The organism is Rhodococcus sp. A14, from assembly GCF_011603105.1.
Classification (GTDB): domain Bacteria; phylum Actinomycetota; class Actinomycetes; order Mycobacteriales; family Mycobacteriaceae; genus Rhodococcus_F; species Rhodococcus_F opacus.
On the sequence record NZ_JAAOQS010000003.1, the window covers coordinates 140,111 to 166,294 of the forward strand.

The window sequence follows — 26,184 nt, forward strand, 5'->3', positions numbered from 1 at the left end:
GCATACTCTTCAACTCATCGTCGACAGTCACGATTGTTTCACTTCCTGGATAGGGTTATCAGGCGCGGGCGCCGACGGCACTGGTCTCTTCGGCCGCCCGGGCGATACCTCCGAACGTGTCGAGGATGTTCGCGAACGCGTCCTCGCTCTCCTCTGCCTCGATCGGCGGAACGTACGGGGTGTGCAGTACGAGGTGGTCGATGACGCCCTCGTATTGGGCGAGCTTCTGACGTGCTTCCTCTGGGGTGCCGGTGATGCTGAGTGTCTCGACGAGTCGGTCATCGGTGCGTTCGAAGGCTGCGATGCCTTCTCGGGCGAAGTTGCGGCGCAACTCCGTGACTGCGTCCTCCAGACCGTGCATAGCGGCCACCTGTGCCCCGGCGGGGTGGGTGGCATAGAAGCCGACCTGTTTGCGGGCTCGGCTCATTGCCAGCTCCCGGTCGGGGGACACGCTGCATACCGCTTCAGCGCAGATCTGGACTTCGGAAGGGTCGCGGCCTGCCTTCTTCGCCCCGGCTTCGAGGTGCGGGCGCACGAACTCGTTCACGTACTTGGTGGTGGCGAAGTAGCCGATCCAGGCGTCGGCCTTCTGTCCGCAGAGCTCGACCAGTTTCGGTCCCATGGCGGCCAGTGCAATCGGAATCGATGTCCGGGGTAGCTCGCGTTCGCCCCACGGATTGATGGGCGGTGCGACAAATTGGTAGTGCTGACCGTCGAGCGATTCGGACTTTCCTGTTGCGAGGTATTCCCAGGACAATCTCAGGACGTCGATGTACTCGGACAGGCGCCCGAGTGGGTGCTTCGCGTCGGTGGAGTGAAAGGCACGGAGAAATTCGGGGACACCGGTTCCGATTCCGAAAAACATTCGGCCACCTGATATGTCGTCGATGTCGGCGGCGGCATTGGCGGCTTCGAAGGGGCTGCGACTGAAGGCCGCAGCGAGACCGGTGCCCAAAGTCACCCGTTCGGTCGCCAATGCGGCAGCTGTCATCAGGTTAAAAGGATTGCGGTAGACCTCGTATCCGAAGACTGAGTGGAACCCGGCCTCCTCGGCGCGGCGCGCCTTCTCTCCGACCGACGCGATCGGTCCTGTTCGGCTGGGCAGTGTAACTCCGATGTGCATATTTGATCTCCTGGTATAGGTGACATCGGGTTCGCATCAACTGCGCCCGGCGTCAAAGGTTGCTATCAGCTGGTCTGCCGCAGATCTGCCGGCACGAGACCGCCGCCCGCGTAGAGCAGTTCGATGTCGGTCGCGTACTTCGACTCGATAACCCGTCGGCGGAGCTTGAGCGTTGGGGTAACTTCGTCACTCCCGGGTACCCACGGTGTGTCGACGACGACGAATCGTTTGATCTGCTCGACGCGGGCGAGCTCGTTATTTGCCCTGGCCACTGCCGCAGCGATGATCGCGGAGATATCCAAGTCGGAGTTATTGCTCTGGCTCAGCTGGCTCCGAATGTCCGGATCGGGGGCGATGACGGCGACGTTGTACGGCCGGTTGTTGCCCACCACGCAGGCGGAACCGATCAGTGGATGTGCCTGGGTGAGCTTCGATTCGATGCGCGAGGGAGACATGTTCTTGCCGCCCGCGCTGATGATGATCTCTTTCATGCGGTCGACGATTGTGACGTTGCCCTCATCGTCGATGCGGCCGATGTCGCCGGTATGGATCCACCCTTCCGCATCGATGACCTCGGCAGTTTTCTCGGGTTGGTTTCGGTAGCCGCGCATCGTGAACGGGCTCCGCATCAGGATTTCTCCTTCCTCGGTCAGCCGAAGTTCCACGCCCGGTAGCGCCTTGCCGCACGTGCCAACTTTGGAATCGCTGGGTCGGCCGAGAGCGCCGAGCGCTCCACCTTCGGTCTGCCCCCAACCCTCGACGAGGGGCAATCCGAGGTCGATCCAAAACTGCACCAGTGCAGGAGGTATCGGAGCACCGCCGGCAATGGCCACCCGAACCTGATCGAATCCGAAGCGCTCCAGAATGTCGGCCGCTGTGGTGCCGTCGGCCAGCATCGTCTTGGCCACGCCGCGGAGTTTGTCGAACAGCCGCGGCGGTGAGAAGAAGTAATGCGGATGCACGGCCTGCACCGTCTCCACGATTTCCCGTGGGCTCGGTGCGCACACCACCTCGAATGCCCCGGGAATCGCGCGGTAGTGGCTGAGCATCCGCTCGGCCAGGTGTGCATACGGGAAGCACGACACGACGCGGGCGCCGCGCAGGGTGCCAATGGCCTCGTGCAACCCGTAGGCGTTGCCCAGGAGACCCCGGTGGGTCAATTCGACGCATTTGGGGGTACTGGTGGTGCCGGAGGTGTAGATCAGCAGCGCGAGGTCATCTTGGGTCAGTGACCGCCACCTACCCTCGAAGTCGAAATCCGCCGATCCCGCGGCTATCACCTTGCGAAGCGACAGCGTTCCCGGATGCTCGCCATCGATGAGAATGATCTGCAGATCAGGGCATTCCTCACGCGCCGCGAGCGCGAGCGAGACGTAACTCATTTCGGTGAACAACACCGCAGCCTCGGAGTCCTGCATGGCCCATGCAATGTCCTTGGCCGGCAAGGTTTGGTACACCGAGAGGGTTGCCGCGCCGAGATGAAGAGCTGCCAGATCGGCGGGAAAGAACTCGGGTCGGTTACCGAGCAGATAGGCAACGGTGTCACCACGGCCGATTCCCATCGCGGCCAAGCCTCGGGCGATGGCCTCGACCTGTTCCGCATAGGCGGCCCACGTCAGCGAGGTGCCTCCGTCGAGGGTTCGCACCGCGATCCAGTCGGGGAAGCGTGCGGCGGTGTCCTGGAAGACAGCACAAACCGACGGCTGCGCAAGAAGGTCGAGATCACCGATCTCCTCGAGTCTGCCGGTTTCCACCGGCGAGCTGGAGGAGATGGGGGCGGCGCCCGTATGCGTCGTCATCTGCAGTTTCCTTTCGGGTCCTCGTGCAATGGGGTGTAGTTGCCGATCACGGATCAGTGGGTGAGCTCGACGGTCGCTACTGCCTGCGCGCAGGGTCCGCGATCAGTCCCGAGGTTGATCTCGAGATCAACGAGGTATACGCCGCCGTCCTGGCGGCGGCCCGTCACGATGCCCTCGGCGTGCAACGTGTCGCCTGGATAGACCGAACCGCTCATCCGGAGTGCGCGACGGGCGATTCGGGTCCGCGGGCCCGCCCAATCGGTGACGACCCGGTCTGCGAAGCTGAGGAACAGGCTTGTATTGGCGAATATGTCCTCGTGGCCGTGCGCCCGGGCGTAGTCACGGTCGTAGTGGCCGGGAAACACATCCCAGCCGGCTCCGGCGTTGACAATGAGCCGCCGAACCGTGATGTCGAGCGACACGCGAGGAACGATGTCGCCCTTGTTGACATCCGTCCATGTCAGATCCCGCGGTGTCTCAGGCATTGCGATCTCCCACGCTGAACCGGAAGAGGACATTCGTCTGCGTCGCGACGATGTCGTCATCCTGGGTGTAGTACGTGGCCGAGGTGGTCACGAAGTGCCCGGTACCGAGCTGTGTCGTCTTCTCCGCGGACACATCGACAAGCTCCTCGACCATTTTCAGCCGATCGCCGATTCGCACCGGCCGGTGATAGGTGTAGTCGACGGAGACATTGATGATCGTGTCACCGGGTAGCGGAACCTGGGTCATCAGGATTTGCGGTGCCAGATGACCGCCCGAAGGTTCGCCAGGCGACCAAGGTGGGGGCACCACCCAATGCACGAGCATCGAGGGTGGACTGATGATGCTCCCCCACTGCGCGTCGGCGAACTCCTCGTCCCAGTAACTGGGGTTGGAGTCCTCGGCGGCCGAGGCGAAGTACTTGATCATCGCCTCGTTGACCGGCCCCGAGGACACCGAGACCGCAGTCATTCGGCCGACCAGCGCGCGGGCCTGGTCGTAGGATCCCATCACGAGTGACTGAGCCATACCGATCGACCTCAGTATGACTTCGGGAGTCCGAGCGTGTGCTCAGATACGTAGTTGAGGACCATCTCGGCGGAGACCGGGCCGATCTTCGTGAAGCGAGCGAGCCACCACACGTCTGTCAGTCCGTACTCGAGCGCCACACCGTTGCCTCCGTGGACCTGGATCGCGGCATCCACGCAGTGGATACCCGCTTCACCCGCGGCGTACTTGGCCATGTTGGCGGCCTCACCGGCCTCGGGTGAGCCGGCATCGTAAAGGGCAGCAGCCTTGCGCATCATCAGTCCTGCCAGGTCGAGTTCGATCTTCGCCTTGGCGAGGGGGTGGGCGACAGCTTGATGTGTGGCGATCGGGACTCCCCAGACTTGGCGATCCTTGACATAGGACACCGCCTTGTTCAGGGCATAGCGTGCGAGACCGGTGGACAAGGTCGCACCGAGAATCCGCTCGGGATTGAGACCCTCGAACACGATCCGCAGGCCCTTGTCCTGTGTGCCGATCAATTGGTCCGCATCGACCTCGACCCCATCGAAGAACAGCATCCACTGACCCTCGGGTGCGTTGACAGCAGTGGGCACGTATGTGTGCTCGAGTCCAGGAGCGTCAGGGTCGACGAGGAACAGGGACAGCAAGCCCTTGCCCGTCTTCTCGTCAGTGCCGGTGCGAGCCACCACCAAGATGGCGTCGGCACTGTCGACACCGGAGATGAACGTCTTGCGGCCGTTGATCACGTACTTGTCGCCGGTGCGTCGAGCGACCGTGCTCAGATTGTGCGAGTTGGAGCCGGCGTCGGGTTCGGTGATCGCGAAAGCGATCTTGGCTTCACCCGCTGCGAGCTTGGGCAGCCACGTGTCCTTCTGCTCCTGAGAACCGTGGCGTGCGAGGACGTTCGAGACGATCGCTGCCGAGTAGATGAGGGGAAACATCGGGCAGCCCGCGGCCGCGAGTTCTTCCGAGACGATCGCCAGGGACCAGATTCCCTGGCCGCCTCCGCCGTACTCGGTCGGCAGGAACGCGCCGAGATATCCGTTGTCACCCAGCTTCTTCCACAGCTCCGTTACGGGTTCGCGGGCACGAGTCTTTTCCATGAAGTACTCGGCGCCGAACTCGCCGGCGAGGCGTGCGACGGACTCGCGCAACAACCGCTCGTCGAAGGACGGCTGCAGGCGGATGATCGGTCCGAGGTCGTCGAGATTCTGATCGGCTGTGACGCTCACATGTTCCTCCTCGATTGCGGGATCTCAGTCCCGGACCGCTTCTGGTTTCGAGTGGTCTGAGTCCCTCTTGGACCGGTCGACATTGGCTGTCCTGCCCGGTCGAAGTGCGAATGAGATGAGCGTAACATTAGTAAACGACCGTTTCCAGTACCAATCGCCATGTGACTCACGACCTGCAGGGCCGCTCGCCTTGGCCTTCCTAGCTGGATAGACCTATTGATCAACGAGAAGATGTGGCTAACACTCTTGAGGGTGGCCATGTAAACGGTCGTTGCAATGCACCGTGGTGCGTGCTCAGATCAGCGAGTCGCGCACCGCTGACCATCGGATAACCCCACAACGAACGTCGGCGCACCAGGCGCCGCCAGATCAGGAGAAGTAATGGACTTCCAACTCAACCGCGACCAACTCGACCTGCAGAACCGCGCCGAAGCGGTCGGCGCATCGTTCCGAGGAGAGGCGCGGGAGTGGGACGAGTCCGACAATGCCCCCTACAACGATATCTTCGAGCGCATCCGGGCTGCGGACCTATTGGGTATTGCGATGCCAACCGAGTACGGCGGCCAAGGCGGAGGTGCGATCGAGTACCTCGTCGTGGTCGAGGCCCTGTTTCGCAACGCTCAGTCCTGGCTTCCTTCCGAGCCGGTCTTCTGCACCAGCGGCCCCGGCCCCTCGATGCTTCTCCTTGGTGATGCGGCCGTGAAGGAGAAGTACCTCCACGACATCGTCGCGGGCCGGCGAGCATGCAACATCGCACTGACCGAGCCTGATGCCGGCTCAGCGCTGACGCACCTCACGACCACGGCCGTTCGCGACGGACACTACTTCGTCCTCAATGGGACCAAGAGCTACGTCACCGGTTCCAATGTCAACGATCTCAACGCCACCTTCGTGCGCTTCGACGACATCCCGGGAGCCAAAGGCATCGGTGCCGTCGTCGTCGATACCGCCATGGACGGCGTCACGGTTCAGCGCGGACCCACCTTCATCGGCGACCGCGGCATCGCCCACGGAAACCTGATCCTCGAGGACGTGCGCGTGCCGGCGGAAAACCTCATCGTAGGGCCGGGTCAGTTCGCGCGGCTCATGACAGCCTTCAACCTCGAACGCCTGCACAATTGCGGATTCTGGCTTGGTTTCAGCCAAGCCGCCTACGATGAGGCCTCTACCTACGTTCAGCAACGCGAGGCCTTCGGCCGTCCGGTCGTGGAGTTCCAGGCCGTCTACCACACTCTCGCGGACATGTGGGTGCAGATCGAGGCGCTCCGCCTGCTCGCCTACCGAGCGGCCGCCGACGCAACCGACGGACGATTCCCCAGGCTCGCAGAGGTTACCCAAGCCAAGCTCTTCGGAGCCACGATTGGGCCACAAATCAGTCTGAAAGCACTCGAGCTGCACGGCGGATACGGGGTCACCACCGATTTCCCCATCCAGCGTATCCATCGCGACTGCGTCACCAACGTCGTCGCTGGCGGTGCTCCCGCAGTAATGCGCAACGGGGTGGCGGCAGGGCTGTTCCCCCACCGCAAATTCCCGCAAACCTAGGCCTGCGCGATAAACGTATTCCATGTCGCCTCGTGCCGACCCTGTCCATGGTGCACGTATCTTGAAAATTTGCCGTGCGGGGCGGCAAAGGGGTCCGAAACCTGCCCTCCCGCGGGGCGCGATTCCGCGATCGGCGACGGCGACGGCGACGGGGCTAGCTGTTTGTATCGGCGCGACTCCAGCAAGGACGGTGTCACCTTCAGGACCGGTTGAGTACGCACGCGCACGCGGCGCCCGCCGCGTTAGGTAGGCGCGGACCGAGATCTTTCGATCACGTTGGCGCCGCACATCGACTGCTGATCCGAAGTGCCTTCCGTGCCCTCCGGGACGATCTCCCAGCGGCGAGGACGGACGCGGCTCAAGATCCCGTTTGCGGCAGCGGCATACGCCCCTCACCGGCGAAGTGGGCGCTTTCTGCTATTAACGACTGTTTCCGGCGTGACAATACTGAATCTCCACCTCACCGCAGTTCTATTCAACGATCGTTTACATTACAGCGATCGTCATCTACTGTGATGGCAGTCTCATCTGCATAGGACTGTGATGACAGTCTCGGTACTTTTAAGAGAGAGGAGCAGGTCGATGACGTTTGATCGTCCGATCTACGGGCTCAGTCCGGGATCACAGTTGGCAGCGGAAGTTGTGTTCGGGCTTGGCGCGCTGCTGGCACTGGTGTACTGCGCATGGCTGGCCCGCAAGGAGGGGAAGATCTGGCCCCTGATGGTTTGGATCTCCGGGGCTGTCATGACTCTGTGGGAGCCGATGCAGAACATCGTCACTCACGTCAGCTACCCGGAGATCGGTCAGCACACGGCCTTCGAGATCTACGACCTGAAGATGCCGGTCTACCTGGTACTGCTTTACGTGACCTACTTCGGCATCACCGTGCCGTGGCTCATGAAGAAGATCGAAGAGGGCGTCACCGTTAAGTGGCTGATGAAGATGTACTTCGGACTCGTGATGTTTGCTGCGGCGTTCGAACCGATACCCGTCCATGTGATGGATTGGTACCGCTACTACGGCGAAAACCAGCCGCTCAAGTTCTTCGGGATCCCCATCTGGTGGTTCTTCGTCAACGCCATGGTAATCATCGGTGTAGCGATGATCTTCGCAGTCGTTCGCAAATACGTGCTGACGGCGGACTGGCAATCCGTAGTGTTCATTCCGGCCGGTCTCTTGGTCTGCGGCGGACTGCACCACAGCGCTGGCATCCCGGTCTACACCGCCATCGGCAGCGAGTGGACCAGCGCGGCCACCATTCCACTATCGCTGGTGACCTGCGGGCTGGCTATCGCCTGGGTCTACCTCCTCGCCCGTCTCGTCGCCAGTCCATCGACCGCGACCCCGGCTCCATCTGCAACCGATGCTGCCGACCGCACGGACGGCCCCGTGCGCGCGTAGTACCGACCCGCAAACCCATTTCCCCTCCTAAGCGAAACGAAAGGCATCACCATGACAACCGACGACGACATCAAGTCCGCCCGCGAGATTCGCGAGCGCCTCAACGAGAAGGCCCGCGCCTACGCCGCCCGTGACGTCGACCGGGTAATGGATATGTACGAAAACACCTCTACAGTAAGCGTTTTCGATCCCGGACCGCCGGACGAGTACACCGGCTACCAGGCGGTAACCGAGACTATCGGCAACTTCATCAACGGTGCCGAAACGATGGAGCTGACCTACCAGGGGGATAGCGCCCTGGCGTCCGGCGATCTCGGCACGGCGTGGAGCCTCGTGCGGATCAAGACAAGACTGAAGAACGGCGTCGATGTCGACGTCATCTGCAGGCAAACCAACATCTGGCGGCGTGTCGACGGAGTCTGGAAGGTCGTCCACGAGCACAACTCAGTCACAATGAGCCCCGAACAAGCCGATGCGCTGTTCAGCCAGGACCCCGAGCTGGCACAGAATCTGTCGGCATCCGCTCAGACGGAGTGACGACTCCCTCACCAAAGCAGACCTTCGGTGAGACACCTTGCTGTGTACCGGCCGATCACACCAGGGCCGGTACACAGCAATACCCTCCTACATCCGGCGCAGGCGCCACAAACTGGTCAGCACTCGAAATGCTAGCCAGTCCACCCACCCGCCGAGAGTCGACAGTGATAAACCGTGCGATCGCTCAGGAGCCGATCGACGCGGTCGATCCCTTGCCCATCGTGCGCATGTCCCTCTGTTATTAGAATCGGGCCGCAAGTTGTGAACGATCGCTCACTTTTGATGTACTCTCAGTGCCATGCCTGATATCGAGGTCGAACCGGGTGTCCGCATCCACGCTCAGACGGTAGGGACCGGACCGCCAGTAGTCCTTCTACACGGCTGGGCGTTCGACCACCGCATCTGGGACCGTCAGATTCGCGTTCTCGCCGAAGCCGGATATGCCACTGTCGCGATCGACCTCCGCGGCCATGGACGCTCCGACCGTCCGTACGGTGACTACACGCTTGAGCGACTTTCCCGCGATGTGATCACTGTAATCACGAAACTCGGCCTCACCGATGCCGCTCTGGTGGGCTGGTCACTCGGCGGTGTCACTGCTTTCAAGGTCGCGGTCGAGGCTCCCCAACTCCTCTCCAGGTTAGTCCTTGTCGGCTCGAACGGTGTCGCCACCTCCCGGCAAACCGGCTATGAATTCGGCTATCCGGCCTCGGCGCACCTGCCAAGTCTCCGTGTTGCCGAGCTCGCCGATCGGCTCGCAGCGCGACGGTCACTCATCCGCGGCGCATTCGCGGACGTGCCCGCCGACGCTACCGTCGAGTACCTGCTCGGGCAGACGCTCGACACTCCCTCCTGGGCAGGTGCAGCCACACTCGCAACGCTATTGAACGCCGATCTGGTCGCGGAGGTTGATGGCATGACGGTCAAGACCGTCCAGATCATCGGGGAAAAGGATCCGGTCTTTTCGCGGCGCGGCGCGGCGTGGCTCGCGGAACGACTCCCTCAACTCGGACAAGTGGTACTGCCCGGATGTGGGCACTACCCGATGATCGAAGCGCCTGACGCGTTCGATGACGCTCTGCTCAGTGCGGTGCGGGGAGCTGCACCGGCCAATCGCAGCGATTAGTACGCAAGCGATCGTTCACAGACATTTTGGAGGTCAGATGGTTGAGAGTGCTACGAGTGCGGCCCGAACGGTGGAAGGTCATCGTAGATCGTTGCTTGTGGAGCGCGATGATGTCGACGAGACGGTCGCGATCCTCACGTTGAATCGTCCGGAGCGGTTGAACGCGCTGAGCCTGGACCTTGTCCGCGAGTTGCGTGAGACCGTGCAACGACTCGACTCCGACACATCGGTCCGGGCTATCGTGCTCACCGGCGCCGGTCGTGCGTTCTCCGCTGGCGCCGACCTGCGTGCCGGCCCCAGCGACGCGGAGGAAGCCCTGCGTGAGTTCTACAATCCACTCATTCGTGCGCTCATGGATCTCCGCAAACCGTCTATCGCCGCGATCAATGGAATCGCCGCCGGCGCCGGCCTTTCGCTGTGTCTTGCGTGTGATCTTCGCGTGGCGTCGGCGACCACGACATTCCAGATGGCGTTCGTGAAGGTGGGCCTTGTCCCCGATGCCGGGGCGACATGGTTGCTCCCGCGGGCGATCGGGAGTGCAAGAGCGTCCGACATGGCATTGTCCGGGCGGTCAGTGACTAGCGCCGAGGGCCTCGCCTGGGGCTTGGTCAACCAAGTTGCGCCCCAAGGTGACGCACTTGCTCAATCTGTGGAGCTCGCTCGGCATCTGGCCGCGCTTTCCTCGACGACTGGTGCCATCGCACGCCTACTACGCGAGGGCGCAGCGCGAACCTTGGACGAGCAGCTCGATGCCGAATCCACTGCGCAGGGATTAGCGCAGCGTGGCCCGGACTACAGCGAAGCCAAACAGGCCTTCGCGGAGAAACGAACCCCGGAATTTCGGCGCGGATGACCGCCCATCAACCAAGACCTGCAGAGGCGATGAGCGAATCCGAGACTTTCGTCGCCCCGTCGATGTACGCAGAGGACTTCCCGCCGGGAGCAGTGTTCGCACTGGGCTCCTACAACGTAACCGAAGCCGAGATCGTCGAGTTCGCCCGCCAATGGGATCCGCTCCCGATCCACACCCATTCTGAGACCGCACAACGGAGCTCCTTCGGCGGGTTGGTCGCTAGCGGTGTACATGTGCTCGGCATCTTTCAACGCCTCCACGTCGAAGCACTGCTCGGCCGGACTGCGGTCGTGGCGGGGCGAGGAACTCGCGAGCTGTGGCTCCGTGCTCCCACGCGCGGTGGCGATATCTTGACCGCTTCAGTCGAGTTCGTTGAAAACTCGCCACGCCGCCGACGCGGTGACGCTGCCGTCACCCTGCGAGGAACCATGGTCAATCAACACGGAACCCTGGTATTCGAAATGCTCGGAGAGCTTCTCATCCAGAGCAGGACAGGGCCAAGCGCAGAGGGCTAGCGTGTGGTCTCTACGCAGCAGTAATGCTGGACGATTTCAGACCTACCCGGCAATGCGCCCGAGCGGAGCTGGATCAGTTCTTGGTTGGGTTCCTTTTATCGCGCAGTGCTTCCGTGTCTCTTGGAGACACGTGCGAGGTACCAACGCCGAGCCCGAGAGCGCCCCACTGGACCGATCTCGCTGTCCCCGAACTTTTTTCTCCTGACGTTCAACGGCGCCGCTGCACGTCTCGGTCTCCGATCCGTACCCAGTACACCGACGATGGTTGCGTGCAGACAGACCGAACTACAGCTATTACGTCAACGACCGTATACTTCTGCGCGGATTGCTGACTTCGTGTTGGCCAATAGTTGCATTTCAGATCGTTTTTTGCTCGACAAAGTGGCCGTTCATGCATCGACATAGGGGAGAACGATTGATAACATCTCAGGCATGGACACTGCCGCTGCTCTTCTCACGGACGAACAACAAGACCTCCGCGCGATGGTGCGTAAGCTCGCCACCGAGCGCTACGCACCGCACGCGCGACGGTGGGATCGTGAACGCGCCTTCTTCCCCAACGACGAGCGGCGCTATCTAGGTGATCTGGGCCTACTCGGCATCACACTGCCCGAGGAGTACGGCGGGGGCGGGCGCCCCCTGATGGACGCGCTGGTCGTGCTTGAAGAACTGGCCAAGGCTTCTCCGCTGGCGGCGTGGCCGACCTTCGAGGCGTCTGCCGGGCCGGCACGGGTCATCCACATGTTCGGAACAGAGGAGCAGAAGGCGCGACTGTTGCCACCTGTGGCGGCGGGTGATGTCACCATTGCGGTATCGATTTCGGAGCCAGGTGCGGGATCCGCCGCTACCGATGTCACGACCCGCGCAGTCGTAGACGGCGACGAGATCGTCATCGATGGTGCGAAACGCTGGTGTTCGGGTGCCGGACATGCGGAGCAGTACCTCGTGTACGTGCGGCTCGGGCCCGAAGCCGGCGGCAAGGGGGTGGGCGCCGTGATCGTCGACAAAGACACTCCCGGTCTCACGTTCGGCCCCCAAGAGGAGTTGATGGGGCATCGCGGCGTCGGCTCGGCCGATATGTTCTTCGACGGCGTACGAGTGCCCGTGGAGAACTTGATCATCGAAAAAGGCGGCTTCAATAAGCTTTTCACCGCGTTCTCGATTGAGCGCCTGGGTAACGCCACGCATTCGTTGGCGATTGGACAGGCCTGCCTCGATCGGACAGCAGCCTACGTGCAGGAGCGTCAGCAGTTCGGCAAGGACATCGCCGAATTCCAGATGGTGCAAGGCTCATTCGCCGACATGGTGATCGAGGTTGAGGCGGCGCGTTTGCTGATCCATCGTGCGGCCACGAACGCCGGATGCGGCTTTCCCGCTCCATTGGAGGCATCGGTCGCCAAGTGCTTCGCGAATGAGATGGCGAAGAAAGTTTCCGACCTCGCAATTCAGTTGCATGGCGGATACGGCTACTCCGCAGAGTATGACGTCGAGCGACTTCACCGTGACGCCCATGGGTGGGCACTGGCCGGGGGCACGACCAATATTCAGCGTATGCGGATCGCTTCGGAGTATCTTGGGCGCCGCTTCGATCAGCGTGCATGATTCTTACCGTCGAACGACACGAAAGGTTCCCAATGGATGTGAACATCTCGTCACAGACCGTTGATCTAACGAGGCGGCTCTACGACGCGCTTGCGGCACTTGACCTTGCCGAGCTCGACGCACTCTTGGATCCCGACTTCATCGGAGTACTCGCGGTAGGCATGCCGTTCGGGGTCGGCGGGGCACATTACGGCGCCGATGCGATGCGGCGTAACGGTTGGGGCGCCATCGGCCAGCACTACGTCGCGCGTGCCGAGCCTGAACAGTTTGCGCCGTTGGTGGACGGGCGACTGTTGGTCACCGGACGCTACGTGGGCCGTGGTCGACGCGGCGGGGGCTCTCTCGACGCTCCGTTCGCACACATCATTACAGTGACCGACGGCCGGGTGAGCGGGTTGGAGCAGTACACCGACACCGCGCGCTGGGTCGCCGCCGCTCCCCCGGCTTCCTCCTGAGGCAGAACGTATAGGCGCAGCAGGCGGTGGTCACGATGGTCCACCGCCGAGAAAGTGGGTCGGGACGCTGGCGCGGCGGGTCATCCTGTGTGGGTCGACTCACAGGGCGTCCCGCCTATCCGTCGTAGTGGAGGCCGAATTTGACGGACACCGGTGTGACGGCCCGGTACCTATAGGTTGCCGACAGCTGAGGCTTCAGCCGAGAACGTGATTCGTTAGTGCTGAGCCGGCGAAGAGGTTGAGATGTGTCAAGTCAACTGTTGGTCAGCCTGTAGTGTGCACACTTGTCCCGGCGAATCGCATTTGGTGGGGGTCCATTGATTCGTCCGGTCGGGGCCAACCCAGACCTGCGACGACGCACAGGTCGTGCACGGTGTCGACGTCTGCCCTCAGCGATGGCCATTCACCCGTCAGCGACACCGCACCCGACTCCCGATGAGCCAGGGCTGATCCCGCCCCAAACGAGGGCCGCAGCTCCTCACCACACGCCGAGAGCAGCAGTGTGGTTCCTGATCCGTGCCTATCCGCGCAGAACGCTCGCCTCCCGGCCGCGGCTGCGATGAACGAAGTAAGCTCGTGGTGTCGAAGTGCCGGGAGGTCAGCGAGCAACGCTCCCGTGATTGGTCCTCCGCCGTCGTCCCGCGCGGCACATACGCCATGCATGATTGCCGCGTTCACCCCGCCACTTGGTTCGTCCGTCACGGCCCGGGCGCCCAGCGATTCGACACTGGACGCAATTATCGGATCCGGGGTGACCACAACTACCGCGGCGACGGCGTGTGAGCGTATCGCTGCGGTAACTGTCGCGTTCACCATCGTGAGAACGAGTTCCTCGTGAGCGTGTGAACGTCCTCCGGCCGTCCCCCGAAGTCTTGATTTCGCAATGCTCAGAGATTTGACCGGAATCACCAGGTCGACTTGACCTCGATTCTTGATCGGACGGCTCTGCGACGATGGGTGTTTCATCAGATCACCGCCGGTGATCCTTGGCGGCAGGGGTCTTCGATGTTCGAGTAATTCGTCGTCCGGCGTCGTAGGCGCCGACCGATCCCGTGCACCAACGCTTCCAGGTTGGTCTCGTCGAGTTGCTGTCCGTGGGCTGCGCCGGCGGCGCGGCTGATGTTCTCATCCATCAGGGTTCCGCCGACATCGTTGACTCCAGCCTGAAGTAACTGCCGGACACCGTCGAGTCCAAGTTTGACCCACGACGCTTGTACGTTGTCGATGAGTCCGTCGTAGACGATTCTCGCGATCGCGTGCACCAGCACGACTTCTCGCCAGGTCGGTCCACGGCGCGCACCTCGTTTGAGGTAGATCGGCGCCGCCATGTGCACGAACGGCAGTCCTACGAACTCGGTGAAGCCTCCCGTCTCACGTTGGAGTTCGCGGGTACGGATGAAGTGCCGTGCCCAGTGCACGGGTTCCTCGACGGATCCGAACATCATCGTCACGTTCGACGTCAGGCCGATCGAGTGGGCGACACGATGGCATTCGAGCCATTCCTCGGTGTCGATCTTGTCCGGGCAGAGGATTGCCCGGATCTCGTCGTCGAGGATCTCGGCGGCAGTGCCCGGCAGCGACTTGAGTCCGGCATCCACCAAGCGCTGCAGGTACTTCTCGAGCGGTTCCCGGAGCCGCTTGGCTCCTTCGGTGACCTCCAGAGCGGTGAATCCGTGCACGTGAATGTCTGGGGCCGCCTCCTTCGCCGCGCGGCAGACGTCGATGTAGTAGTCACCGTCGAAACTGGGATGTATGCCGCCTTGCAGGCAGACCTCGGTGCAGCCGAGGTCCCACGCCTCCCGGACACGTGTCGCTATTTCCTGCAGCGTGAGGAGGTATGGTTTTCCGCGCAGGTTCAGCGACAGCGGTCCTTTGGAGAATCCGCAGAACGTGCATTTGAAGGTACAGACGTTGGTGTAGTTGATGTTTCGGTTCCGCACGAACGTCACATCGTTACCGACTGCCTGGGAGCGGAGATGATCGGCGAACTCGGCGATCTCGGCGACTTCACTTCCGCGTGCTCCGAACAGGGTGACGATCTCGTCTACACCCGGTTCCTGCCCCGAGGCGACACCGTCGAGGACGTCCGTGACGCGACCCCGGGACCCTCGTGTGCGGCTCGGCACCAGATCGACGGGTGTGAACTCGGCGCCGGAGCTCCAGACGGTGGAGCGTCGACCGATCTGGACTACTTCCGCCCCGGTGCCGACGTTCTTTGCGTCGGCGTGGCTTTCCGGGAACATCGCGCCCGGGTCGTCGCGGCCGAGCGATTCGGCGTCCGACCGGTCCATGACCGCGAAGCGCAGACCGGGGTCGATCCATCGTTCGGGGCGGCGCGAGTATTCGGGGTACACGGTGAGGCGGGGTGCGAGGAACTTACCGTGATGTTCCGTGACCTCACGAAGCCGGCCGAGCGACGGCCACGGCCGTTCCGGATTGACGTGGTCGGCGGTCACCGGAGACACGCCACCCCAGTCATCGATGCCCGCGTCCAAGAGCGAACCGAAGTCTTCCGACAGATTCGGCGGTGCCTGGAGATGCACGTCCGGCGGCAGGATCAGGCGGGCCATCGCGATCGTGCGAAGAAACTCGTCCTCGGGGCACGCCGGTTCGTTGCGCATCACGGTGTCGGGTTTGGGCACGAAATTCTGGACAATCACTTCCTGGACATGCCCGTAACGAATGTGCAGGTCAGCGATGGCACGCAAGGCCGTGACACGATCGCGCGGCGACTCACCGATGCCGACGAGTACGCCGGTCGTGAACGGAATCGCGAGTTTTCCCGCCGCCTCCAGCGTCGCCAGCCGACGTTTCGGAGTCTTGTCGGGTGCACCGCGGTGGGCGATCAGCGCCGGGTTCAACGACTCGATCATCATGCCCTGGCTGGGACTGACCGCACGCAGCTGAGACAGCTCATCCGACGTGAGAGCGCCGGCGTTGGAATGCGCCAGCAGACCCGTCTCCGTGGTCACCAGCTCACACATCGCGGCCAAGTAGTCGACGGTCGCGCCGTAACCATGATCGGACAACCATTCGCCCGCGACGGCGTATCGATCCTCCGGCTGTTCGCCCAGTGTGAACAGTGCCTCATGACACCCGGCCTGTGCGCCCTGTATCGCGATCGCCAGCACCTGGTCGGGGGTGAGGTACGGTGCCTCCACGCGTGCTGGGGAACGGGAGAACGTGCAGTAGCCGCACCCGTCGCGGCACAGTGAGGTCAACGGAATGAAGACCTTCGGCGAATACGTCACCCTCGTGCCGAACAGCGCGTCACGCACCGCGGCTGCCCGTTCCATCAGCTCCGGCAAAGGAAGAGCGAGAACGGCCGCGTCATCAGAGCACGCTGTCTGGACATCTACAGTCGGAGGTGTCACAACTTTCTGAAAATTCACTTCTTCTCGCTCACAATGCTTTACGTCGGCGATGCGGATTGGCTCCGGTGATCGCTTAGCGGTGGCAACTTGAGGCGGGGCGCCCCGGTGACGATCGCGCCTGCTGCCGGGATTCGTTGTTGGATGGTTCGGCGACGGTGGCGCGGGGTTGTGACCGGAGAGCATCGCTGTCATGACAGGCGGTGTTCGGCGGTACTGATTGCCTCGGGACCCGCCCGCCTCGGTCGGCGGACTATCGGACGTTGGAGCGCGACTATAGGTAGGTTTCTCGAATCCGTTGAGCGATTTGGAAATCGCATTCCGGGCTAGCAACTGCATACGTGAGCAGTTTGAGGAAGCGAACTTTTGTCATTCCGAACTTGACGAAGATCTCGTCCGAAGGCGCTCCACCGTATGGAGCCCACATATCGGCGAACTCCAGAAGGTCGGCCGCGTCACCCGCGATACTGCGATAGCGCCTCCATCCCGGATCTGTCTCGAACCTGGTAGATCCTCGGTAAAGGCGGGCGTGAGATTCAACGGGCGACGGCGTCGCAAGGCGGGTCCCAGGAGAACCATCTCCGGCCCCCGCGCGCGTGTTCTGTTGGTGATATGCCGCCATAACGCACCATCTCTCGGTCAGGACAGTCCTGGGTCTGTCGTTGTGTGGTTGCCAATGATGCGCAGACGCCCCCAACCGGGTGAGTGAACGCTGCATCTCCGTCGGCGCAACTCAACTCCTCGTTTGGACGCGTGCGGAACGGGCTGAACCGCACTCCACGGTGTACGTGAAGGACTTGACTTACCGATCATCAACCTACGAGCGCGACCACCGATGTGTCAACGATCGTGCACTCATTGAGCGTTTAACACGCGGATCTGAGTTACGTAAGCTGTATGAACTGGGAATACCGATCGATTCCGGCACGCACGTACGTCGACACAGCAGAGAACGATTGGTAACATATGCCGCCATGGTCATTGGCGGGGTGGCACTCACCACTCGTGTGCGGCTGAACCGGTGCGCACCGTACGTCCCTGAGATGCAGAAGGAGAGAGCAACAACGCTCGACTTCAGCCGGTGTCTTCGGTGCAGTGACCTCCGAAACGGGATGACAGAAGCGACCGCGGGTGAACATGGACCAACGCTCAAGTCCCCGCTTTAGAAGAAGGGCTGAAATGCAGCTAGGAATTGTTGGTGCGGGCAGGATGGGGGCGAATATTGCTCGGAGGCTGTTGCGTGCGGGGCATGAGGTCGTCATTTACGACAGCGATAGCGCTGCGGTCACCGAATTGGAGACCGAGGGTGCGGTGGCGGCGGCATCGTTGCAGGATGTGGTGAGCGGTCTCGATCAGCCGCGAGCGGTGTGGGTGATGGTGCCGGCGGCGGTGACCGGGGCCGTGGTCGAGGAGGTCGCCGCCATGATGGACGTCGACGATGTCGTCATCGACGGTGGGAATTCCCACTTCCGGGAGAGTGCCCTGCGTGCCGACACGCTCGCGGAGCGGGGGATTCACTATCTTGATGTCGGTACCAGCGGTGGGGTGCACGGCCTCGATCGCGGCTACTGCCTGATGGTCGGCGGCGACGAGACCGCAGTGAAGCGGGTGACGCCGATCTTCGAAGCGCTCGCCCCCGGCGTCGATGCCGCCGCGCGCACCTTGACGGCGGAAGGGGCACCGACCGCGGCCGAGCAGGGCTACCTGCACTGCGGTCCTGCCGGCGCGGGACATTTCGTGAAGATGGTCCACAACGGCATCGAATACGGCCAGATGGCCGCGCTTGCAGAAGGTCTGGCGATCCTCCGCGGGGCCAACGTGGGTGCTGCGCGCAGAGATGACGACGCCGAGACCGCCCCGCTGGCCGCTGCCGGCGCCTACCGATACGATCTCGACGTCGCGGAGATCACCGAGGTATGGCGCCGCGGTAGTGTAATCGGGTCCTGGCTGCTCGATTTGACCGCCTCCGCGCTCCGAACCGATCCCGAACTGTCGAGATACTCCGGCCATGTCTCCGATTCCGGGGAGGGGCGGTGGGTTGTGCAGGCCGCCGTCGACGAGGGTGTACCCGCCCATGTGCTCACTGCAGCGCTGTACGAGCGGTTCAGCTCGCGCGGTGAGGGCGAGTACGGCAACAAGGCGCTCTCTGCCATGCGGCATGCCTTCGGCGGACATCACGAGAAAGTGACCACACGATGAACCCGACCATTACACCGGAATGGGGAAAGCTCCAGGCACATCATGATTCGATCCGCGGCGCGCACCTGCGTGAGCTGTTTGCCGCCGACCCCGATCGGGGATCAATGATGACGGCTGAGCACGACGGCCTCTACCTGGACTACTCGAAGCAGCGGATCACCACCGAGACCCTCGACCTGCTGGTTGCGCTCGCGAGCGCAACCAGGCTCGGCGAGGGCATCGAGGCGATGTTCACCGGGGAACGGATCAACACCACCGAGGATCGCGCAGTTCTCCACACCGCGCTGCGGCGCCCCCACGATGCGCAGCTTCGCGTCGACGGGGAGAATGTGATGCCCGCGGTGCACTCGGCCCTCGACAGGATGAGTGTGTTCGCCCAGCGCGTGCGCCGGGGTCAGTGGCGTGGCTTCACCGGCCGACGCCTCCGCACGGTCGTCAACATCGGAATCGGCGGTTCCGACCTCGGTCCAGCAATGGCCTGTCAGGCCCTCGTCGACGTCGCCGATCCCAATCTCGAGTTTCGGTTCGTATCGAACATCGACGGCAACGACCTCGCCAGCGCATTGCGGGTGCTCGACCCGCAGGAGACGCTGTTCATCGTATCCTCGAAGACCTTCACCACCGTCGAGACACTGACCAACGCCCACACCGCGCGCCGCTGGCTGCTCGATGCGCTCGGGACCACGTCTGCGGTTCGTGACCATTTCGTGGCGGTGTCGACCAATACTGCAGCGGTCGAGGACTTCGGAATCGCCCGAGACAACATGTTCGAATTCTGGGACTGGGTCGGCGGACGGTATTCGATCTGGTCCGCGATCGGACTTTCGGTGATGATCGCGATCGGGACCGACCAATTCCGCGGCCTGCTCGCCGGCGCACGCTCGATGGACGACCACTTCCGGACCGCACCGCTCGAGCGAAATCTGCCGGTCCTGCTGGGATTGCTGGGCATCTGGAACCGCAACTTCCTCGGATCCCAGACCCATGCGGTTCTTCCCTATGATCAACGTTTGGCACGATTCCCGGCCTATCTCCAGCAGCTGGAAATGGAGAGCAATGGGAAATCGGTCGACCGACAAGGCAATCCGATGACCGTGGACACGGCACCGATCGTGTGGGGAGAACCCGGCACCAACGGCCAGCACGCGTTCTTCCAGCTGCTGCACCAAGGCACCACGCCGGTTCCCGCCGATTTCATCGGGGTCCTCGACCCCGCGCACGACCTGCACACCCACCACGACCTGCTGATTGCGAACCTTTTCGCCCAGACACAGGCATTGGCGTTCGGCAAAACATCCGAGGAAGCGCGATCCGAAGGCATTGCTTCCGAACAGATTCCACACCGAACCTTTCCCGGGAACCGCCCGTCGTCGACGATCCTCGCCGACCAGCTCACCCCCTACTCCCTCGGACAGCTGGTCGCGCTGTACGAGCACAAAATCTTCACCCAGGGCTGGATCTGGGGTATCGACTCCTTCGACCAATGGGGGGTCGAGTTGGGCAAAGTACTCGCCACCCGGATCCTCGACCAACTGCAGTCCACACGGTCCGTCGGCTCGGAGTTGGACAGTTCGACGAGCGCACTGATCGGCCGCTATCGGCAGACGATCCGAGAAGGGACCAACGCATGAGCCTCAAATTCGGTTACAAGGCCTCCGCGGAACAGTTCGATCCCCGCGAGCTGGTCGAACTGGCCGTGCTGGCCGAGGCCCGCGGGATGGACAGTGCCACAGTCAGTGACCACTTTCAGCCGTGGCGGCACCAGGGCGGGCACGCACCGTTCTCGCTCGCCTGGATCACCGCGGTCGGTGAGCGCACCACCACGCTGCAGCTGGGCACCTCGGTGATGACCCCCACCTTCCGGTACAACCCCGCCGTCATCGCCCAGGCATTCGCCACCATGGGCTGCCTGTACCCAGGGCGGATCATGCTCGGCGTGGGCACCGGGGAGGCCCTCAACGAGATCGCCACCGGCTTTCAGGGCCCATGGCCCGAGTTCAAGGAACGGTTCGCCAGGCTGAGGGAATCAGTGCTGCTGATGCGCGAGCTCTGGCAGGGCGGACGGGTCGACTTCGACGGCGACTACTACACGACCCGGGGCGCGTCGATCTACGACGTCCCCGACGGTGGCATCCCGGTCTACATCGCCGCCGGTGGTCCGGTAGTCGCCCGATACGCAGGCCGGGTGGGTGACGGATTCATCTGCACCTCCGGCAAGGGCATGGACCTGTACACCCAGAAGCTGATGCCCGCGGTCGCCGAGGGCGCCGACAAGGCCGGGCGCGAACTCGGGCAAATCGACAAGATGATCGAGATCAAGATTTCCTACGACACCGACCCGGAGAAAGCGCTCGAGAACACCCGGTTCTGGGCACCGCTGTCGCTGACCGCCGAACAGAAACACTCGATCGACGACCCGATCGAGATGGAGCGCGCCGCCGACGAGCTCCCGATCGAACAGATCGCCAAACGCTGGATCGTCGCCTCCGACCCCGACGAGGCCGTCGAACAGATCACACAGTACCTCGACGCCGGACTGAACCACCTGGTATTCCACGCCCCCGGCCACGACCAACGCCGCTTCCTCGAACTATTCGAACGCGACCTCGCCCCGCGACTACGCATCCTGTCCTGAGTTCGCCACGAATCCGCTCGATTCATCGCTGTCGGAATCCATCGTCTTGTTTGACGGGAGCACTTATTGCACGTCCCTCAGCAGAGGAGCGACACGCCGCGCGCGACCAATTGACCCATCCGAAGCACAATTCCGTGTATGTCACGTCTTAACGGCAGCGAACGCCTCTCGAGAAATGACGAAGGACGCTGCATGTGCCTGGTCCACCTGGAGCTTCCTTGCCCGCACGAAAGATCGTAATTATGCCACTGCCGATCACCGAGGATTGGGATTGGCAACTGAACGCTGCATGCCGCGGCATCGACTCCACTCTGTTTTTTCATCCCGACAACGAACGTGGCGAAACTCGGAACAGACGGATCCGTGCTGCTAAACGCGTGTGTCGCACATGCCCTGTCCTGGAAGCGTGCCTCAGGTATGCGCTCCAAGCCGACGAGCGATACGGCACCTGGGGTGGCCTTTCAGAAGATGAACTGAGAATCTTGCTGCGTAGAAAGACAACACTTGACAAGTTCAACACTGTAAGTCAAATGTCCTCACTTTCAATGATGCTTGAGCACTCTGCGCCTTGACCCTCAATGCCCGTGCCCGTTCCAAAGGCGAAATTTCTCCCGCATCCGCACTCTCGCGCAGAACACACCAGCACCACGCAGCCAGCTGGCCAACGAGCGCAGTGGAGCGCCCTGCGGCGGCGCCACGTGCCTGCGTTCGTTAAAGATGTTTCGGTAATTGGGTGAGAGCCGATCATAAGGAAAGCCCGGTGTGGTCGAGGAAGCTGTGACACAGGTCGTAGCTCGAACCGATCCGAGTCAGACCGGACTCGGTCGCGATGCGGACCTCGTCGAGGTATCGGGGCACAGGTGGCCAATACGGTGGATTTCATATTGCCCCAGACCTGTTCGATGGGATTGAGCTCAGGAGCATAAGCCGGCAGGCGTTCGACGTGGAGCCAGTCGCGTTGGGTGGCCAGCCACGCGGTCATCGCCTTGGATCGGTGGGCCATGAGCCCGTCCCAGATCACGATTGCCTTCTCGCCGGTGAAATGGGCGCGCAGTTCGGTGAGGAACTCGATGAGCTTGTCGGTGTTGTAGGCGCCGTCGGTCATGGAGAAGACGAACGCGCTGCGACTGCGGTCGTGTCGATAGGCCAGGACTCCGGCCATAGACATGCGTTTGAAAGGAGAATCGGTGATGGGAGAACCGGTGTCACGCCTTTCGGCGCCCAGGTTGCGCGGACCACCGGGACCAGCGACACACCACTTTCGTCCTGGAAGCAGATCCACGCACCTCGGCGCCGCGCTATTTTTTTATCCGCGGCCACTCGTTCTCGCGCCAGGCGACGATGGCGTCCTCGTCGCGTTCGACTGCCCGCCGTGCGGGCCCCTGCCGGCTCCAGCCCAGCCGGGTCCGCGGGATCGTCCACGTCTGAGTGGGGAGGTAAATCACGCCGGTGAGCCGCTCGATCACGATCGCGAACCTGCCCAGGGTCCACACCCCGGTCGCGAAGCCGTGAGCCTGGGGTCCTTTGAGTAGTTCCTTTCCGATCGCGGCGATCTGGGCGTCATCGAGCCGGGGCCGGCGCCCCGCGCAATGCCTCGTTGCCCCTTCGATCCACTGTCGATGCCAGCGTGAGGCGGTCTGCTGGGAGACCTCCAACTCGACCGCGACATCGACCTGTCGTTGTCCTGCGGCAAACATCTCCGCGGCCTGCATCCGCCGGTCACGCAATGCGTCGAGATCACGGCGACCGCCGCGCTGCTTGACTTTCCGGGCGTCGGACTCCTCGCCGGAACCGGTTTCCTTCCCTGCCATTCATCATGATCAAGCAGCACGGTGCGAATCACGCGCAACGACACACCCTATTACCGAAACATCTTTAGGCGGCCGTCGGCAACATTCATCGAAGATGTCGGTCGGCGCGCGGTCACCCGATGATGGCAGAGAGAGGCACTCCTGTCAGCAGGTGTCCGACGTCTCCCGGGCTTCGCGTTGTGCTTGGATGGTGGTCATCAGAGCGGTGAATGCCGCATCGACGGAATCCCCGCCAATGCCTGCCGGGCGGCCGATCTGGAGTGCCGCGGTGGACGCATGGGCTCGGTGATCGGTCTTCGATTGGATCTCACTGCGGGTCTGGTGACCGAGCCTCGGGTATACCTCACCGGCCCATACTCCAGTTGGGTTCGCCGCGACCGCGACCTCGCTTCGGCACGTGTCGATCACCGAGCACAGTCGGCAGAACGTAATCGCCGCGCGGTGGCGGATAGAGCGCTGCGCCGGGGTCTCGACGCTCGTGTTCGCTGCGTCCGCGGTGTCGTCCCACAATGGCGGATTCCGGCGGCACAGTGCCCGGCTCCAGTCCGGTTCGATCACCAAATTTCTCCTGTCTGTGTCATCGTTGGGAGGGGTCAACAATCAGCTGGGCTGAGGGTGACGGCGCCGGTAGGCGAACACATCATCGGCCGCCGCAATGACCAGCGTCTGCCGAGTGCCCCGCGTGGTCACGGCGACGACGTCACGCAGGTCGCTTCGATAGCGCAGCGCGTCACCGTGTCCTGCACGGGTGAGGAAGTAGCCGAACGCCGGCACGATGGTCGCTCCGAGGGCTGCCGCGACGGAGTCCAACTCGAAGACACGCCGGACGAAGGTGCCCTCACCGGTGGAGTCGAAGTAGTGCGCCCCCGCCTGTACCGCTGTGGTGACCGTCGCCAGACCGAGCCGCACGAATGGCCCCACCGTGGAAATCACCACGTCGGTGGGTTCCAGGAGCCGCGCGAGGTCGCCCGTCGAGGTGATATCTACCTGGGCCAAGGGAATATTAGCCTCGAAGCGGTCGGCTAGGGCCACCATTTTGGTGCGGTTTCGGCCACCCAAGGTCGGCGTCTCACCGCGGGCGAGCAGTTCTCGGAGCACTCGTTGCCCGGTATATCCTGTCGCACCCAGCAAGACGATTCTGCGTCTTTCCACGGTTTCGCCTTTTCTTTACTTACCTGGTGCCTGCGGACGCCAGTTCTCTCGTCACCGACAGGCGTCGACGGAACGACTGTCGTGGCGGGGTTTGTCCGTCGCTGAACGTGCTTGGGGCCGATCCGGTCCACCGCTTGAATGCTCGACGGAAGGCCCGCGGGTCGGAGAAGCCCAGTTCGAGGGCCAGCACCGTGATTGGTTCACCCCGGTGCAGTGCCTCGACAGCCCGCGTGGCGAGGTGTTCATCGCGCAACTGACGTAGAGATGTCCCGTCCCGACGCAACAACCGCCGCAGGTGCGACTGGCTGATGAACAAAGCTCGGGCGATGTCGGCGGCCGAGGCGGTACCGACCTCGTGGGCGTCGAGCACACGAAGTACCCGATCCCGGATCTGCGGGGCCGCGCTCGTCGCGGCGGGTCCCTTCTCCAACGTGGCGCCCCCTTCGCACCTTCTGCGCGGCACCGCCTGCGGCATCAGAAGGTGATCTTTTCGAGTACCATTAGCTCGCTGCGCGGTCGACGAGATGTCGGTGTGCACGGCAGCTCGATCGAGGAAGGAAGCCTCGGTCCTTGGCGATGCATGACGTATGACAACTTGATGCGCGTCGGAAACTGACCGTCTCCAGCTGTCCGTGGCTTCACAATCCGACCTTCATGACGACCATACCCTTCGCGCGTCCCTGTTCAACGTAATCCTTTACTGCGTTAGCTGATTCGATGAGATGGACCTGATCGACGGTCGGAGGTATGGCCTCGAGATACTTGGCCGGTGGAATCACGAACCTGCCCTCCGGGGAGCCGAAGTGGCCCAGAATTTCTGTCCCGCTTGCAGGTTCGTCATCTCTGTCAGCGCTTGCCACGCGGTGACGCCGACCAGATGTACCGGCGCCGCATCTTCCATGTTGGATCCTCCTGGCTTGATCGGCAAGTCCGCCTCGCCATAGAAATGAATTCCGTGAACGCGCCGATCCGATCCTGCCGGGGCCGCGCGTAAACCTCGTCGCCCGGTCGGAATCATCGCACCGTGGGTCCGACACGGACGATGACACCATGCCAAGTCATTGCCCAGGCCTATCGGTAGACGTTACGGCAGAATGGGTTTGCGCTTCCCTCGCTGATCTTCCGATCCGAGGGATCCAGACTCGCGATAAGGCGGGAACCGAGGGGTGATCATCTCGCAACTGCGGGGCGGGCACTTCGCATGCCCGCACACCGTCAGTGTTTCCGTATCGGTTGAGAACGACTGCTGCATCGTATGTCTATCTCTTGTTTTCGTGCGGCCACGGCGGCTGTCCCTAGATGTGCGGCAGGCGCTGCGCGACAGAGGAGCAAGTTACAGTCCCCGATCCGCTCTTGGCCCCAGTCCATGGCGGCTCGACGGTATGTCTTCGCGCAACGCGTTTGGCTCAGCTGTTGGGGTCGGAATGGCGGTGGACCAGGGTGCCCAGGCGATGAGGGCGGGCGGAAACAGTAGGCGGATGAACCGCCGACGGTCGGTGTTGAGGACGAATGCGTCCCGATTGTTGCGGTATTGGGCGATGTTTCCCGGGAACACTGCGATGAAGAAGGCGGCGATGATCCGTCCGATTTTCACCCGGTCGCGGGTCAGGACCGCCAGGCCCGCGCCGAGCATGATCTCCATCCCGCCGGAGGCCATGACGACGCCGTCAGGGTCCAGGGGTATCGATCTGGGCACTTGGGCCTGGAAGTCCTCGCGGGCCCAGAAGAGGTGGCTCAGTCCGGCGAGGACGAGCACTCCAGAGAGGGCCAGTCGGGCGACCGTGCGCAGCGCGGTGGTGGGGGGTTCGGACAGTTCGTTGGATGTCATCGGTTCT

26 protein-coding genes are annotated in these 26,184 nt (G+C 62.6%); 12 read left to right on the forward strand and 14 right to left on the reverse strand.

Annotated features, from left to right (window positions below):
• Nucleotides 1–58 precede the first annotated feature (58 nt).
• The 5 genes from G9373_RS02970 to G9373_RS02990 form a co-directional block, all read right to left on the reverse strand.
• The gene (locus tag G9373_RS02970) at nucleotides 59–1,123 is read right to left on the reverse strand and encodes an LLM class flavin-dependent oxidoreductase (protein ID WP_120660821.1); all 1,065 of its coding nucleotides are present in this window, start codon (nucleotides 1,121–1,123) and stop codon (nucleotides 59–61) included.
• Nucleotides 1,124–1,188: 65 nt separating this feature from the next.
• Complete coding sequence (locus G9373_RS02975) at nucleotides 1,189–2,922, reverse strand: AMP-dependent synthetase/ligase (RefSeq protein ID WP_120660820.1); 1,734 nt, start codon at nucleotides 2,920–2,922, stop codon at nucleotides 1,189–1,191.
• Between the two features lie 53 nt (nucleotides 2,923–2,975).
• Nucleotides 2,976–3,407, reverse strand: a complete 432-nt coding sequence (locus G9373_RS02980) for a MaoC/PaaZ C-terminal domain-containing protein (protein WP_166680599.1) — start codon at nucleotides 3,405–3,407, stop codon at nucleotides 2,976–2,978.
• Nucleotides 3,400–3,933, reverse strand: coding sequence for a MaoC family dehydratase N-terminal domain-containing protein (locus tag G9373_RS02985; protein ID WP_133984292.1), 534 nt, complete (start codon nucleotides 3,931–3,933; stop codon nucleotides 3,400–3,402). The genes G9373_RS02980 and G9373_RS02985 overlap by 8 nt, the downstream gene beginning before the upstream one ends.
• An 11-nt stretch (nucleotides 3,934–3,944) precedes the next feature.
• The gene (locus tag G9373_RS02990) at nucleotides 3,945–5,102 is read right to left on the reverse strand and encodes an acyl-CoA dehydrogenase family protein (RefSeq protein WP_133986719.1); all 1,158 of its coding nucleotides are present in this window, start codon (nucleotides 5,100–5,102) and stop codon (nucleotides 3,945–3,947) included.
• Nucleotides 5,103–5,528: 426 nt separating this feature from the next.
• Here G9373_RS02990 and G9373_RS02995 point away from each other — a divergent pair, with 426 nt between their 5' ends.
• From G9373_RS02995 to G9373_RS03030, 8 genes are all read left to right on the forward strand, one after another.
• Nucleotides 5,529–6,692 carry an acyl-CoA dehydrogenase family protein gene (locus tag G9373_RS02995; protein ID WP_120660817.1) on the forward strand — a complete coding sequence of 388 codons (1,164 nt, stop codon included), beginning with the start codon at nucleotides 5,529–5,531 and terminating at the stop codon, nucleotides 6,690–6,692.
• Between the two features lie 582 nt (nucleotides 6,693–7,274).
• Nucleotides 7,275–8,093, forward strand: coding sequence for a hypothetical protein (locus G9373_RS03000; RefSeq protein ID WP_133984294.1), 819 nt, complete (start codon nucleotides 7,275–7,277; stop codon nucleotides 8,091–8,093).
• A gap of 51 nt (nucleotides 8,094–8,144) precedes the next feature.
• The gene (locus tag G9373_RS03005; RefSeq protein ID WP_120660815.1) at nucleotides 8,145–8,630 is read left to right on the forward strand and encodes a nuclear transport factor 2 family protein; all 486 of its coding nucleotides are present in this window, start codon (nucleotides 8,145–8,147) and stop codon (nucleotides 8,628–8,630) included.
• 298 nt (nucleotides 8,631–8,928) lie between these two features.
• On the forward strand, nucleotides 8,929–9,756 hold the full coding sequence (locus G9373_RS03010; protein ID WP_120660814.1) for an alpha/beta hydrolase: 828 nt from the start codon (nucleotides 8,929–8,931) through the stop codon (nucleotides 9,754–9,756).
• Nucleotides 9,757–9,853: 97 nt separating this feature from the next.
• Nucleotides 9,854–10,609, forward strand: a complete 756-nt coding sequence (locus tag G9373_RS03015) for an enoyl-CoA hydratase-related protein (protein WP_259465789.1) — start codon at nucleotides 9,854–9,856, stop codon at nucleotides 10,607–10,609.
• A gap of 29 nt (nucleotides 10,610–10,638) precedes the next feature.
• Nucleotides 10,639–11,124 (forward strand): MaoC/PaaZ C-terminal domain-containing protein, encoded by a 486-nt coding sequence (locus tag G9373_RS03020; protein ID WP_166680601.1) that lies wholly within the window; start codon nucleotides 10,639–10,641, stop codon nucleotides 11,122–11,124.
• A gap of 432 nt (nucleotides 11,125–11,556) precedes the next feature.
• Nucleotides 11,557–12,726, forward strand: a complete 1,170-nt coding sequence (locus G9373_RS03025; RefSeq protein WP_120660811.1) for an acyl-CoA dehydrogenase family protein — start codon at nucleotides 11,557–11,559, stop codon at nucleotides 12,724–12,726.
• Nucleotides 12,727–12,758: 32 nt separating this feature from the next.
• The gene (locus tag G9373_RS03030; RefSeq protein WP_166680602.1) at nucleotides 12,759–13,181 is read left to right on the forward strand and encodes a nuclear transport factor 2 family protein; all 423 of its coding nucleotides are present in this window, start codon (nucleotides 12,759–12,761) and stop codon (nucleotides 13,179–13,181) included.
• A gap of 264 nt (nucleotides 13,182–13,445) precedes the next feature.
• Here G9373_RS03030 and cofC read toward each other — a convergent pair whose 3' ends face one another.
• A complete protein-coding gene (gene cofC, locus G9373_RS03035; protein ID WP_133984296.1) occupies nucleotides 13,446–14,147 on the reverse strand; it encodes a 2-phospho-L-lactate guanylyltransferase in 702 nt (233 codons plus the stop codon).
• Nucleotides 14,147–16,477: a 5-amino-6-(D-ribitylamino)uracil--L-tyrosine 4-hydroxyphenyl transferase CofH gene (cofH, locus tag G9373_RS03040; protein ID WP_167113812.1), complete on the reverse strand. Its 2,331-nt coding sequence runs from the start codon at nucleotides 16,475–16,477 to the stop codon at nucleotides 14,147–14,149. Before cofH ends, cofC begins: the two co-directional genes overlap by 1 nt.
• Nucleotides 16,478–17,689: 1,212 nt before the next feature.
• Here cofH and gnd point away from each other — a divergent pair.
• From gnd to G9373_RS03060, 4 genes are all read left to right on the forward strand, one after another.
• Nucleotides 17,690–18,751 carry a phosphogluconate dehydrogenase (NAD(+)-dependent, decarboxylating) gene (gnd, locus tag G9373_RS03045; protein ID WP_120660807.1) on the forward strand — a complete coding sequence of 354 codons (1,062 nt, stop codon included), beginning with the start codon at nucleotides 17,690–17,692 and terminating at the stop codon, nucleotides 18,749–18,751.
• On the forward strand, nucleotides 18,748–20,382 hold the full coding sequence (gene pgi / locus G9373_RS03050; protein ID WP_120660806.1) for a glucose-6-phosphate isomerase: 1,635 nt from the start codon (nucleotides 18,748–18,750) through the stop codon (nucleotides 20,380–20,382). Before gnd ends, pgi begins: the two co-directional genes overlap by 4 nt.
• Nucleotides 20,379–21,386 (forward strand): glucose-6-phosphate dehydrogenase (coenzyme-F420), encoded by a 1,008-nt coding sequence (fgd, locus tag G9373_RS03055; RefSeq protein WP_120660805.1) that lies wholly within the window; start codon nucleotides 20,379–20,381, stop codon nucleotides 21,384–21,386. The genes pgi and fgd overlap by 4 nt, the downstream gene beginning before the upstream one ends.
• A gap of 242 nt (nucleotides 21,387–21,628) precedes the next feature.
• Nucleotides 21,629–21,958 carry a WhiB family transcriptional regulator gene (locus G9373_RS03060; protein ID WP_166680603.1) on the forward strand — a complete coding sequence of 110 codons (330 nt, stop codon included), beginning with the start codon at nucleotides 21,629–21,631 and terminating at the stop codon, nucleotides 21,956–21,958.
• Here the strand turns inward: G9373_RS03060 and G9373_RS03065 are convergent.
• The 7 genes from G9373_RS03065 to G9373_RS03095 form a co-directional block, all read right to left on the reverse strand.
• Nucleotides 21,913–22,554, reverse strand: a complete 642-nt coding sequence (locus tag G9373_RS03065) for a transposase (RefSeq protein WP_206031517.1) — start codon at nucleotides 22,552–22,554, stop codon at nucleotides 21,913–21,915. The two genes, G9373_RS03060 and G9373_RS03065, sit on opposite strands and share 46 nt — an antisense overlap.
• A 130-nt stretch (nucleotides 22,555–22,684) precedes the next feature.
• The gene (locus tag G9373_RS03070) at nucleotides 22,685–23,197 is read right to left on the reverse strand and encodes a winged helix-turn-helix domain-containing protein (RefSeq protein ID WP_206031518.1); all 513 of its coding nucleotides are present in this window, start codon (nucleotides 23,195–23,197) and stop codon (nucleotides 22,685–22,687) included.
• A 144-nt stretch (nucleotides 23,198–23,341) separates the two neighbouring features.
• On the reverse strand, nucleotides 23,342–23,755 hold the full coding sequence (locus tag G9373_RS03075; RefSeq protein WP_166680604.1) for a WhiB family transcriptional regulator: 414 nt from the start codon (nucleotides 23,753–23,755) through the stop codon (nucleotides 23,342–23,344).
• 42 nt (nucleotides 23,756–23,797) lie between these two features.
• Nucleotides 23,798–24,349 (reverse strand): saccharopine dehydrogenase NADP-binding domain-containing protein, encoded by a 552-nt coding sequence (locus G9373_RS03080; protein ID WP_265146125.1) that lies wholly within the window; start codon nucleotides 24,347–24,349, stop codon nucleotides 23,798–23,800.
• Nucleotides 24,350–24,368: 19 nt separating this feature from the next.
• Complete coding sequence (locus G9373_RS03085; protein ID WP_120661450.1) at nucleotides 24,369–24,779, reverse strand: helix-turn-helix transcriptional regulator; 411 nt, start codon at nucleotides 24,777–24,779, stop codon at nucleotides 24,369–24,371.
• Between the two features lie 208 nt (nucleotides 24,780–24,987).
• Nucleotides 24,988–25,209, reverse strand: a complete 222-nt coding sequence (locus tag G9373_RS03090; protein ID WP_133984304.1) for a hypothetical protein — start codon at nucleotides 25,207–25,209, stop codon at nucleotides 24,988–24,990.
• A 473-nt stretch (nucleotides 25,210–25,682) separates the two neighbouring features.
• On the reverse strand, nucleotides 25,683–26,177 hold the full coding sequence (locus tag G9373_RS03095) for a DoxX family membrane protein (protein ID WP_320443190.1): 495 nt from the start codon (nucleotides 26,175–26,177) through the stop codon (nucleotides 25,683–25,685).
• Between the last annotated feature and the right edge of the window lie 7 nt (nucleotides 26,178–26,184).